Origin of the sequence: uncultured Enterovirga sp. (genome assembly GCF_964242715.1) — a bacterium.
GTDB lineage: Bacteria > Pseudomonadota > Alphaproteobacteria > Rhizobiales > Beijerinckiaceae > Enterovirga.
Genome location: NZ_CAXTAZ010000082.1, coordinates 1 through 11,626, shown reverse-complemented (window position 1 = coordinate 11,626; position 11,626 = coordinate 1). Strand labels below are relative to the sequence as shown.

13 protein-coding genes and 1 pseudogene are annotated in these 11,626 nt (G+C 67.2%); 6 read left to right on the top strand and 8 right to left on the bottom strand.

Annotated features, from left to right (window positions below):
• The 4 genes and pseudogenes from ACFE87_RS23780 to ACFE87_RS23765 form a co-directional block, all read right to left on the bottom strand.
• Positions 1–406 (bottom strand): annotated as a pseudogene (locus tag ACFE87_RS23780) (indolepyruvate ferredoxin oxidoreductase family protein); the annotation flags it as partial.
• A gap of 153 nt (positions 407–559) precedes the next feature.
• Positions 560–1,039 (bottom strand): DUF1036 domain-containing protein, encoded by a 480-nt coding sequence (locus ACFE87_RS23775; protein ID WP_375462139.1) that lies wholly within the window; start codon positions 1,037–1,039, stop codon positions 560–562.
• The gene (locus ACFE87_RS23770) at positions 1,011–2,297 is read right to left on the bottom strand and encodes a glycerate kinase (RefSeq protein ID WP_375462138.1); all 1,287 of its coding nucleotides are present in this window, start codon (positions 2,295–2,297) and stop codon (positions 1,011–1,013) included. Before ACFE87_RS23770 ends, ACFE87_RS23775 begins: the two co-directional genes overlap by 29 nt.
• On the bottom strand, positions 2,294–3,226 hold the full coding sequence (locus ACFE87_RS23765) for a DMT family transporter (RefSeq protein ID WP_375462137.1): 933 nt from the start codon (positions 3,224–3,226) through the stop codon (positions 2,294–2,296). The genes ACFE87_RS23770 and ACFE87_RS23765 overlap by 4 nt, the downstream gene beginning before the upstream one ends.
• A gap of 98 nt (positions 3,227–3,324) precedes the next feature.
• On the opposite strand from ACFE87_RS23765, the gene ACFE87_RS23760 reads away from it, so the two are divergent.
• Both ACFE87_RS23760 and ACFE87_RS23755 read left to right on the top strand, forming a co-directional pair.
• Positions 3,325–3,630, top strand: a complete 306-nt coding sequence (locus tag ACFE87_RS23760; RefSeq protein ID WP_375462136.1) for a DUF1244 domain-containing protein — start codon at positions 3,325–3,327, stop codon at positions 3,628–3,630.
• Between the two features lie 88 nt (positions 3,631–3,718).
• Complete coding sequence (locus ACFE87_RS23755; protein ID WP_375462135.1) at positions 3,719–3,973, top strand: DUF2312 domain-containing protein; 255 nt, start codon at positions 3,719–3,721, stop codon at positions 3,971–3,973.
• 37 nt (positions 3,974–4,010) lie between these two features.
• Here ACFE87_RS23755 and fabA read toward each other — a convergent pair whose 3' ends face one another.
• The gene (gene fabA, locus ACFE87_RS23750) at positions 4,011–4,535 is read right to left on the bottom strand and encodes a 3-hydroxyacyl-[acyl-carrier-protein] dehydratase FabA (protein ID WP_375462134.1); all 525 of its coding nucleotides are present in this window, start codon (positions 4,533–4,535) and stop codon (positions 4,011–4,013) included.
• A gap of 195 nt (positions 4,536–4,730) precedes the next feature.
• Here fabA and irrA point away from each other — a divergent pair, with 195 nt between their 5' ends.
• Positions 4,731–5,213, top strand: a complete 483-nt coding sequence (gene irrA / locus ACFE87_RS23745) for an iron response transcriptional regulator IrrA (RefSeq protein ID WP_375462133.1) — start codon at positions 4,731–4,733, stop codon at positions 5,211–5,213.
• A 135-nt stretch (positions 5,214–5,348) separates the two neighbouring features.
• On the opposite strand, the gene ACFE87_RS23740 is transcribed toward irrA, so the two are convergent.
• Complete coding sequence (locus ACFE87_RS23740; protein ID WP_375462132.1) at positions 5,349–5,912, bottom strand: SH3 domain-containing protein; 564 nt, start codon at positions 5,910–5,912, stop codon at positions 5,349–5,351.
• Positions 5,913–6,077: 165 nt separating this feature from the next.
• Between ACFE87_RS23740 and ACFE87_RS23735 the strand changes: the two genes are divergently transcribed.
• Positions 6,078–7,076: a 2-hydroxyacid dehydrogenase gene (locus tag ACFE87_RS23735; protein WP_375462131.1), complete on the top strand. Its 999-nt coding sequence runs from the start codon at positions 6,078–6,080 to the stop codon at positions 7,074–7,076.
• 10 nt (positions 7,077–7,086) lie between these two features.
• A complete protein-coding gene (locus ACFE87_RS23730) occupies positions 7,087–7,950 on the top strand; it encodes a hypothetical protein (protein WP_375462130.1) in 864 nt (287 codons plus the stop codon).
• A 59-nt stretch (positions 7,951–8,009) separates the two neighbouring features.
• On the opposite strand, the gene ACFE87_RS23725 is transcribed toward ACFE87_RS23730, so the two are convergent.
• On the bottom strand, positions 8,010–8,471 hold the full coding sequence (locus ACFE87_RS23725; protein ID WP_375462129.1) for a GNAT family N-acetyltransferase: 462 nt from the start codon (positions 8,469–8,471) through the stop codon (positions 8,010–8,012).
• On the bottom strand, positions 8,468–10,039 hold the full coding sequence (locus ACFE87_RS23720; RefSeq protein WP_375462128.1) for a glucan biosynthesis protein: 1,572 nt from the start codon (positions 10,037–10,039) through the stop codon (positions 8,468–8,470). The genes ACFE87_RS23725 and ACFE87_RS23720 overlap by 4 nt, the downstream gene beginning before the upstream one ends.
• Positions 10,040–10,701: 662 nt before the next feature.
• Here ACFE87_RS23720 and ACFE87_RS23715 point away from each other — a divergent pair.
• Positions 10,702–11,626 (top strand): type III PLP-dependent enzyme (locus ACFE87_RS23715; protein WP_375462127.1); only part of this gene is annotated, 925 nt, incomplete at its 3' end.

Sequence of the window (11,626 nt, the reverse complement as noted above, 5' to 3'; positions counted from 1 at the left end):
GGCGGAAGACGTCGCCGGTCCGGTCGACGCCCGGGCCCTTGCCGTACCAGACGCCAAAGACGCCGTCGTATTTGCCCTCGCCCCGGATCGAGGCCTGCTGCGCGCCCCAGAGCGCGGTCGCGGCGAGTTCCTCGTTCAGGCCCGGCTGGAAGACGATGTGGGAGGCGGCGAGCTGCTTCTTCGTCTTGTAGAGGTTGAGGTCGAGGCCGCCGATCGGCGAGCCGCGATAGCCCGAGACGAGGCCGGCCGTGTTCAGCCCGGCGAGCCGGTCGCGCTCGCGCTGCATGAGCAGCATGCGGACGATCGCCTGCGTGCCGGTGATGAAGACGCGCTCTTTTGTGAGGTCGTATTTGTCGTCGAGCGAGACGGCGTCGAGCGCTACGTCGGCGTGGTCCGGATGCGCCATGGCCTAATCCTCCGCGACCCCATCCTGCCGGTTGATCTCCGGTCTCGTAAATGGGTCAGTAATGCTGACATAACGTCCCTGGCCGGTCAACAACCTGGAACCGTTCCATCAACGCCGGCCAGAGGGATGCGTTCGGTCCGGGTGCGCGGCCCGTCAGCGCGGCGCGGCGGCGGCGGGTGCCGGGCCCGAGCGGGCGGGGTCGGTCAGCTGGATGGTCCAGCTCTTCTGTTCGCCCGTGTCGATCTCGAAAAAGCCCGAGCGGTCGAAGCCGCGGGCGAGGCAATCCTCGACGCCCCGGATCGTGAACTCGCGGTCGCGGGTGCACATGTAGGAGCGGCCGCCCCATTCGCCGCCGCGGTCGTAATCGACCGCGTAGAGATAGAAGAAGCGCGAGGAGAGCTCGCCCCCCCGCAGGGTCTCGCAGGCGCGAGCGGCGAGGTTCCACCAGCCTTCGGTCACCCAGCCGGTCGAATCGCGATAGCCGAGCGACACCCCGATCCGGCTCTCCGTGAGGTTGCACATGCGCAGGTCCGCCCGCGCCGTGGAGGCGAACAGGACGAGGGTGGCTGCCAGGAGGGCGGCGAGGCCGACGGTGCGGCGGCCGCTAATCGACGAGGATGATGCGGCAATCATTGACGTTGGTGCGGGTGGGTCCTGGGACGACGAGGTCGCCGGTCTTCTCGAAGAATGTGGTCGAATCGTTGGCCGCGAGGCACCCCGCGGCATCGAGTCCGGCGGCCTCCGCCCGCGCCAGGGTCGTTTCGTCGACGATGGCGCCGGCCGGGTCACTGGCCGAGCCGGCCCCGCCGTCGGTGCCGTCCGTATCGCCGGCCATGGCTGAGATGCCGGGCTCGCCGGCGAGGGCGATGGCGAGCGCGAGGGCATATTCCTGGTTCGGCCCGCCGCGGCCTTGGCCCCGCATCGTCACCGTCAACTCCCCGCCGGAGATGATCGCGGCCCGGCGCCCGGCCCGCTTCAACGCGAGCGCCTGGGCGGCATGCTGCGCGGCCACGTCGCGCGCCTCGCCTTCGAGGTCCCCGCCGAGGACGATCGGCTCGTAGCCGGCCGCCGCGGCGTCGCGGACCAATGCCGAGATCATGTCGGCCGGTCGGGCGACAATGCGGTATTCGGCGCCCCGGAAGGCCGGGTCGCCCGGCTTCGGGCTTTCGCTTGCCGGATCGGCCAGGAGCGCGGCGGCACTCGGCGGCAGCGTGATGCCGCGGCGTCGCACCACGGCGAGGGCGTCCGCCAGCGTCGTCGGATCCGGCACCGTTGGGCCCGAGGCGATCACGCTCGGATCGTCATGTGGCACGTCGGAGATGGCGAGGGTCCAGAGCCGGGCCGGTTGGCAGGCCGCCGCGAGCCGGCCGCCCTTGATCCGGGACAGGTGTTTCCGCAGCGTGTTGATCTCGCCGATATCGGCTCCGGACCGAAGCAGGGCGCGTGTCAGGCCCTGTTTCTCGGCGAGCGTCAGCGCGCCCGCGGGCGCGATCCAATTTGCGGAGCCGCCGCCCGAGAGGAGCACGAGGACGAGGTCGTCCGGGCCGGCCGATTGCGCGAGCGCGAGCGTCCGGGCGGTCGCCGCGATCCCGGCCTCGTCCGGCACCGGATGCCCGGCCTCGACAACCTCGATGCCCTCGACCGCGCCGCCATAGCCGTGCCGGGCGACCGCCAGTCCCTCGATCCGGTTGAATCCGCCGGCGCGGTAATGTGCGGAGGCAACCTCGCTCATCGAGGCGGCGGCCTTGCCGGCCGCGAGCACGATCAGGCGGCCTGAGGCGGGCGGCTCGGGAAGGTGGGCCGGCAGGCAGAGGCGCGGATGCGCGGCCGCGATCGCGGCATCGAATAGCGCCAGGAGGAGCCCGCGCGGGCCGTCGATGTCGGGTGTCATGGGACCGCCTTTCGAGGTCGGGCCATCCAGATGCCGAGGAGGATCAGCGCGCCTCCCGCGCCCTGCAAGGGCGTGATCGCCTCGCCGAGGATCGCCCAGGCGGCCAAGGCGGCGGCGAGGGCCTCGAGGAAGATCACGAGCGACGAGAACACGGCCGGCAGCCGCCCGAGCGCGACGGCGAGCAAACCCTGCCCGCCGACATGGCTGACGAGGGCGAGCGCGAGGAGCGCGGCCCAGACACCGCCTGTTCGGGGCCAGATCCGAGCGCCGTCGAACAGGAGGGCGACGACCAGCAGCACGGCCGCCGTGACGAGCGACGAGATGAACACCACCCGGCCAGCCCCGCCGCTCTCGCGGGCCCGGGACACGAACAGGAAGTAGAGCGCGAAGAAGACCGCCGTGACGATGCCGTAGAGGTCGCCCCGGATGCGGTCGGGTGAGATGGCGAGGCTCTGGCCGATCAGGATCGCGCCGCCCAGCATGCAGAGCGCCAGCGCCCCGAGCGTCGCCGGAGCGACGCGGCGACGGAGCACGAGCCAGGTCAGCAGCACGACGAAGACCGGCGCCGTGGTCGCGAAGAAGGTGGCGTTGGCGACGCTCGTGCCGAGGATCGCGAGATGCCAGAAGACGAGATCGCCCGAGAAGGCGAGGCCGGCCAGGATGGCCGGGGTCGCGCGACCGGAGACCGCCACCCGGCGACCTCGGCCTTCCTCGAGCCGCATCCAGCCATAGAGGCAGGGCAGCGCCAACGCGACACGCCAGAACGCGGAGGCGAAGGGCCCGACCTCGGGCGCCGCGATCCGGACGAAGATCGGCGACACGCCCATGGCGACGGCGCCGAGCGCCAGGGCCAGAAGCGGCGCTGCGATCGACACCGCGTCTCCGGACCCGGCCGGAGAGAGCATGCGGTCGCGGGTCAGGGATGCCATATGGCGTGTTCTGGGCCTGTCGCGGCGGGGAAGGCGGACGTGCCTAGGGCAGAATCGCCCCGGCGTCACCCCGACCCGGCGGCCATGGAGGAGCGGACATGATCGACATCGACTCGAAGACCCGGACGGAGCTCGAGGCGGCGGCCTTCCGGCGCCTGACGGACCACCTGCGCAGCCGCACGGACGTGCAGAATATCGACCTCATGAACCTCGCCGGCTTCTGCCGGAACTGCCTCTCGAACTGGCTCAAGGACGCGGCCGATTCCCAGGGCGTCCCGCTCTCGAAGGAGGAGAGCCGCACGCATGTCTACGGCATGCCCTACGAGAACTGGAAGGCGCAGCATCAGGCCGAGGCGAAGCCCGAGCAGATCGCGGCGTTCGACAACGCTAAGCCCTCCCATTAAGAGCCCGGCTTCCGCGCCGCTTGCGATCGGACGCCGCCCGGGAGGGCGTCGCGGAGCGGTGTCCAATCCACAGACGGGGTAGAACGAGATGGCCGCTGACGTCGCCGAATCCGGTGTTGCCGCGGAGGAACTGAAGCAGTTCGTCGAGCGGATCGAGCGGCTCGAGGAAGAGAAGGCCGGGATCGCGAGCGACGTGAAGGACGTCTTCGCCGAATTGAAGGGCCGTGGCTTCGACCCGAAGGCGATCCGCTCCATTCTGCGCATCCGCAAGAAGGACCATGCCGAGCGCCAGGAGGAGGAGGCGATCCTCGAACTCTACATGCAGGCGCTCGGGATGAATTGAGCGCGACCGCGCTTTCGCCCAGTCGCCGAAACGCGGCTCAGCCCCCCGCGGGCTTCGCCTCCGGCTTGAACAGGCCGACCCGGAGATCCTTCGCCTCGTAGATGCGCTTCCCGTCGGCTTCGACGAAGCCGTCGGCGATGCCGAGTACGAGCCGGCCGCGGAAGACGCGCTTGAAATCGACCCCGTAGGTGACCTGCTTCACGTTCGGCAGCACCTGGTCGATGAACTTGACCTCGCCGACACCCAAAGCCCTGCCGCGGCCGGGCAGGCCGAGCCAGCCGAGGAAGAAGCCGACCATCTGCCAGAGGGCGTCGAGGCCGAGGCAGCCCGGCATCACCGGGTCACCCTTGAAGTGGCAGGCGAAGAACCAGAGGTCCGGCCTCACGTCGAGTTCGGCCCGGACCTGGCCTTTGCCGTTCGCGCCGCCATCCTCGGTGATCTGCACGATGCGGTCGAACATCAGCATCGGGGGGAGCGGCAGCTGCGCGTTGCCCTCGCCGAACATGGCGCCGCGGCCGCATTCGAGCAGCTCCTCGTAGGTGAAACTCGACTGCCCCGCCATGCCGCTGCCGGTCCTTCGCCGTCCGCCGCCGCCATCCGGCCCGAACGCGCCGCCCGTATCACACGCGCCGGACGCCTCAAAGGCGTTCGGCCACTTTGCCGCGCGATGGGTCCGGGCTCGCTGCCTGCAGAGCAATGTTGCGGTAAGGGGTTCGGGCGAGTATGAACGCTCTACCTTCCCGATATGCGTCGAGTCATGATCGAGCCCAGCCAGCTTGCCTCCCCCGCGACGAAGGCCACGGCACATGACGTGTCCCTGGCCCGGCGCGGCTGCCCCGTCTCCGATCTGAAGGATCGGCTGCGGCGCGTCGGCCTTCGGCCGACCCGGCAGCGCATCTCGCTCGGCTGGCTTCTGTTCGCCAAGGGCGACCGGCACATCACGGCGGAACTCCTCTACGAGGAATCCATGCGGGCCCGCGTGCCGGTGTCGCTCGCGACCGTGTACAACACGCTGCACCAGTTCACGGAAGCCGGCCTCCTGCGGCAGCTCGCCGTGGACGGCTCGAAATCCTATTTCGACACCAACACGACGGAGCATCACCACTTCTTCCTCGAAGGCGAGGAGAAGCTGATGGACGTGCCGACCGACATCTCGGTCGGCGAATTGCCGGCGCCGCCGGACGGGATGGAAATCTCGCGCGTGGACGTGATCGTCAGGCTGCGCCGCGTCGCTGGTTAACGCACGCCGGCATTCCGGGGCTCGCGGAGCAAGAACCCGGAACCCACGGCTCGCACGAGCTGTGCACTGCTTCCATGCCGCGGCGCTTCCGTAGATTCCGCGTTTGCGCCCCGGAATGACGGATGCGGTCGGCCGCTACTCCATCTTTTCGTTCGGATACACGCCCCAGAGCTTCTCTTGCTTCATGTAGCCGGAGAGGTCGCGGGCGTTCGGCATCACGATCACGACCCGACACCATCCGTCGCGGCAACCCTTCACACTCGCGATGACGTTCGGCTGCAGCTGCGCCACGACACCCGACGATTCGTCGGCCCGGTCAAGGAGCGGGAGCGCCTCCGCGCCGGCCTTCGCCCAGGGCATGACGAGCGCGGTGCGGCGACCCGACAGCAGCGAATGCAGCACCCAGCCTTCCGTGCCCTCGGCGTCGCGGATGCGCCGCCACGTCTCGTATTCGGCCGTGATCTCGACCGGCAGCCCGGCCCTCTGGAAGACCCATGCGGTTCTGTGATCCTTCGACGGGCCTTCGCGCAGGTTCACCCGGTCCGTCTTCAGGCTGACATAGCGCGGCACCGGCAGGCCCGAGACCTTGCCGGCCGGCTGGTCCGTCGCGGCCGCCGAGGCTCCGTCAGCGGGGAGTGCCGCGAGAAGACCCCACAGGAGGGATTGGGCAAGGCCGCGTCGGACGGGGTGCGATCGCATGGTGTCGTCTCCGCGGGTCCGTTGAGAATTTCCGAACCTCTGTTAGACAGGCGCGCCTTAGCGGGGTCGGGCGCCGGTGGCCAGAGGGCAGCTTGACGCCCTGTGTCGCCGAGTCACGGTTAAGGTCGGGTGAAGCCCGACGGTCGGGCGGCTTCGGGGAGAGTGATGGCGGCGCGCAAGAAGCCCCTCGTGGTGGTGACCCGGCAGCTGCCGAACGCGGTCGAGACGCGCATGCGCGAGCTCTTCGACGCCGAGCTCAACCTCGACGACAAGCCGATGGCGGCGGCGGATCTGGCGGACGCCGTGAAACGGGCCGAGGTGCTGGTCCCGACGGTCACGGACGAGATCGACGCCTCCGTCCTGGCCCAGGCCGGGCCGGATCTCCGGCTGATCGCGAATTTCGGCAACGGCGTCGACAATATCGACGTCCAGGCGGCGCTGGCGCGCGGCATCACCGTGACCAATACGCCGGGGGTGCTGACCGACGACACCGCCGACATGACGATGGCCCTGATGATGGCCGTCGCCCGCCGGCTGCCCGAAGGCTCGCGCGTGATCCCGGACGACGAATGGACCGGCTGGTCCCCGACCTGGATGCTCGGCCGCCGCATCACCGGAAAGCGGCTCGGCATCGTCGGGATGGGCCGGATCGGCCAGGCGGTCGCGAAGCGCGCCAGGGCTTTCGGCCTGTCGATCCACTACCACAATCGGCGCAGGGTCCCGGTCCGGATCGAGGAGGAACTCGAGGCGACCTATTGGGATTCGCTCGACCAGATGCTGGCCCGCATGGACATCGTCACCGTGCATTGCCCGCACACGCCGGCGACCTACCATCTCCTCTCGGCCCGGCGGCTGAAGCTGCTGCGGCCGGAGGCCCTCGTCGTGAACACCGCGCGCGGCGAGATCATCGACGAGACCGCGCTCGCCCGCCTGATCGAGGCCGGCGAGATCTCGGGCGCCGGGCTCGACGTCTTCGAGCACGAGCCCTCCGTCAACCCGCGGCTGATCAAGCTTGCCCGGCAGGGCAGGGTGGTGCTCCTGCCGCATATGGGCTCGGCCACCGAAGAGGGCCGGCTCGACATGGGCGAGAAGGTCATCGTCAACATCCGGACCTTCATGGACGGCCACCGTCCGCCGGACCGGGTGCTGCCCAGCATGCTGTGAGGATTAAGTCGTGAAATTCGGCGAAAAAGAGATTCGATTATCTCAGGAGTGGCGCGACAAGCTGTCTGGATCAAAGGAACGCCGTATATGTATGCTACCTGTCTTGGTCGATAGATTCAACGTATTGTCTTATAGTTTTCCGGATCCTTATAGCTGGCGGTTCAAAACAGCGGCTTCCTTTTTGGATGAGCAAGCTGAACTGGTAGCGCGTGGTACGACGGCAAGAGAACTGAACGATCTTTATTGGAGGGATACGCTTTCGGTGATCGAGGCTTATTCCGTCTCGTCAGTCTGGCGAATGGTTGATATATGCCAGGCTGCTTTCCGGGCGGTCGAACAGGAGAACATTGTTCCCGCTGGCATCCTTGCTCGGTCTGCTTTCGAAAGTGCTGTTCAATTCGTGCAAGATGCTCGAACAATCAGCGCGACGCTCGAAGGTATATCAAAGGCCGATATGCACAACAGTATTGTAGTTTGCGAAGATCTTGAGAAGTACCTCTTGCGGACTATGTATGCTTCTCGACTGACTGGATCTGACGAAATATACAAATCAACAAGCATACTAACCACCATAGGTAAGATTTCAAAAGCATCGCAAGATGATCAATTACAACATAGGTATGAGGTGCTTTGCGAGTTGACGCATCCAAATTTCCTGGGTCGATCTATTTATCTAACGCACTTTGAGAAGGGACCAAGGGACGGTGATGAAGTGCGGTTCATATCGCATCTGAATGGAAAAAACGCGGGTGCAATAAACGGAGGCGTCGCTTTGAGCATTGTCATGGGCGATCGAGGGTCAAGCAGCATCTGTTCATCTGGTGCAGGGTATCGTCACCGACACGTTCAAAGCCTTGCCGTTCTCATTCAGTAATGACAATTCATCTTTTAATATCGGAGCTTAACAAGAACATTGACGTTTGCTGACTTAAGCTAGCCGAGCCGCTTCTCGTAGTGCCGGGCCGCCTCGCAATCCTCGTAGTAATCCGGCACCTCGCCGATCATCCGGTAGCCGCCGGCCTCGTAGAGCCTAGCGGCCCGGTCGTTGTCGGCCCGGACCTCGAGTCGCATCCGGTCGCATCCGGCTGCCACGGCGGCTCCCTCCGCCGCCGCGACCAGCGCCCGGCCGACCCCTTGACCGGCGGCATCGCGGGTCACCGCGACTGAGGTCAGCCGCCCGAGCGTGGAGCCGCGTCGGACCTGGACGAAGACATAGCCGGCGAGGGTTCCCTTCCGCTCGGCGACGAGCGTCAGGATCGTGGGCGACCGGATCGCATGGCGCATGTCGCGCAGGCCGAGCCGGTCTCCCGGGAAGGCATCCTCCTCGAGCTGGAGGAGGAGGTCGAGGTCGCGGATCTCGGCGCCGCGTATCCGGATCGGCTCGCGCGCCGTCATTCCGCGATCCAGGGATAGGTCCAGGTCTCGGTCAGGGCCCGGTCGCCCGATTTCAGATAGGCCCGCATGTCCGTGCTCTGCCCGGGCTCGGTGCGCACGTCGAGCGTCGCCCGGAAGCCGCCCGTATGCTCGTTTGCGACCACCGACGTTGCCGTGATCCGGGCGTTCGACGCGCTGGCGACGACCTGAACCAGGGACGGGTCGGAGAGGTAGAAGCCGAGATTGCCGCCTGCGAAGTCGATCAGGAAGCGGCGCGCGCCCTTGTCGGCCGGCTCGGGCGAGCCGCTGGCGCGGGCCGGAGCCGAAAAACTGTTCGCGACCTTGCCCCCCGGATGAAGGTTGCCGCCGGCGGTCATCGATTTCAGCCGGTAGGCGAAGGAGGTTTCCTGTCCGGCCTCGATCGGGCGGGTCGGGGTCCAATGCGCGACCATGTTGTCGTGCACCTCGGCATTGGTCGGGATCTCGATCAACTCGACCCGGCCCTCGCCCCAGGACCCGATCGGCTCGACCCAATAGCTCGGGCGCAGGTGATAGAAGGCCTCGAGATCCTGGTAGCTCTCGAAACTCCGGTCACGCTGCATCAGCCCGAATCCGCGCAGGTTGGGGTCGGAGAAGGAGGAGATCGAGGTCCGCGCCGGGTTCCGCAGCGGGCGCCAGATCCACTCGCCCGAGCCCGAATGGATCAGGAGGCCGTCGGAATCGTGCAGTTCCGGCCGGAAATCGTCGCCGGTGCGCCGCTCGTTCTCGCCCGTGAAGAACATCGAGGTGAGGGGCGCAATCCCCATCGACCGGATCGGCCGTCGCGGAAACAGCGTGACGTTCACCTCGATCTCGGTCTCCGGCGCCGGGTAGACGTCGAACCGGTAGGCGCCCGTCACCGCCGCACCGTCGAGGAGGGCGAAGACCGTGATCCGCTCCACCCCCGGCTGGGGCAGCTCGACCCAGAACTCACGGAAATTCGGAAATTCCTCCGGCTCCGAGGCGCCGACGCCAAGCGAAAGGCCGCGGGCGGACAGGCCGTAGCGCTGCTCGCGTCCGAGAAAGCGGAAATAGCTCGCGCCGAGGAACGCGATCAGCTCGTCCAGCACGCGCGGATCGTTCAGCGCGTAATGGATGCGGAAGCCTGCGAAGCCGAGATTGATCGGGAGCGGCCGCTCAATCTTGGTCCGCCCGTAATCGAAGAGCTGCGGCTGATAGGGGATCGGCGTCGGCACCCCGTCCCGGATCACGTTGATCATCACGGGCCGCCTGTAGAGGAAGCCCAGGTGGAAGAGCTGGAGCCGGAACAGCCCGCCGCCCTGGGCGAGGAAGGCCCGCTCCGGCCGGAAGCGGATGTCGCGCCAGGCATCGTATTCGAGATTGGCGAGCGGCTCGGGCAGGGGCGGGAAGCTCGCATCGTAGGGTGCGGAGCCGAGGTCGCGCGCGCGCCGCACCACATCCTCGAACCGGAAGGGCACGAGAGGGGGTGCGGCGCTCTGCTGCGCTGGAGTCTGGCCGGGCAGGAGCGCGGCGCCGGCCGCCATGGAGGCGATCCGGCCGAGAGCCGAGCGGCGTGTGGGGTCGGTCATGGTCTCGCGTCGCTGTGCGGGGGGCGGTGTCGGTATCGTAGGTTCAACGTGACGATTACGTGAATGCGGCGACATGCAGCCGGGGCCACAGATGCCACTTCCCTTATGGCAACGGCCGAGCGCGCGCGAGTTCGCAGCAATTACCCCTTGCACCTAAGGGCAAATCACCCTATCTGCGTCTCTGCCCAATTTCGCACGTGCCTGTGGCAGCGTGCCGGTTGGTGGGCATCCGGACAAGAGGCCGGACAGCCGCCAGGGTTTCAGGATCGATGCCGGACGGGCGGGAGCCCCAGGGCGGCGGTTCGGGTGGCGACACCTAACCCGACAACAACCGGCAGCCGGAGGGAAAACCGGCGAACCCCGAATCTCCACGGGGGACGCAGCTTGAAGCAACGACGGACGGGCTTTTTTGGTCTCGTCGGCCCTCCAAAGGCCGGCACCGAAGAGGCTTGTTTCTCTTTGCCGGGCGTGCGGACAGGGTCTCCCTATCCAAACGAAGGCAGCATCGTCGGGTCTTAGGATCCGCGTCGGTCCCGTGTTTCCACCGCACGGTCGACGCTCCGATTCGAACCCCGAAGACGCCGGGCGGGCAACCGCCTGAATTTCTCATCCCGGGCCGGGTCGCGAACCTGTTCCGATGCGAACCTTTGTGGGAGAGCGCCATGACTGAGCGCATTCGTGATTTCTTGCGTGACCGACGTGTGGCGGGGCTCGAGGACGGGCCGGTTCTGGTGGTCGACCTCGAGGTCGTCCGCGAGAACTATGCCAAGTTCGCCCGCGCCTTGCCCGACACCCGCGTCTTCTATGCCGTGAAGGCGAATCCGGAGCCGAAGCTGCTCGCGCTTCTGGCCGAGCTCGGCTCGTGCTTCGACACGGCGTCGGTCGCCGAGGTCGGCATGGCGCTCGAGGCCGGCGCCACGCCCGAGCGCATCTCCTTCGGTAATACGATCAAGAAGGAGCGCGACATCGTGCGCGCCCTCGATCTCGGCGTGCGGCTCTTCGCGGTCGATTGCGAGGCCGAGGTCGAGAAGATCGCTCGCGCCAAGGCCGCGACCGGGACCGACGACGTGCGCGTGTTCTGCCGCATCCTGTGCGACGGGGCCGGCGCCGAATGGCCGCTGTCGCGCAAGTTCGGCTGCGAGCCCGATCTCGCCATCGACGTGCTGGAGCATGCTCACCGGGTCGGTCTGCATGCCTATGGCGTGTCCTTCCATGTCGGCTCGCAGCAGCCGAACACGGAGGCGTGGGATGGTGCGCTGGGTTCGGCGTCGTCGATCTTCCGGACGCTCGCCGAGCGCGGCATCCACCTCTCGATGGTCAATCTGGGCGGCGGTTTCCCGACGAAGTACCTGAAGGACGTGCCGGCGGTGGAAGCCTACGGCAACTCGATCTTCCAGGCGCTCTCGAAGCACTTTGGGAACCGGCTGCCGGAGACGATCATCGAGCCGGGCCGCGGCATGGTGGGCAATGCGGGGGTGATCGAATCCGAGGTCGTGCTCGTCTCGCAGAAGAGCAAGGCCGAGGACGAGATCCGCTGGGTCTATCTCGACATCGGCAAGTTCGGCGGCCTCGCCGAGACGATGGACG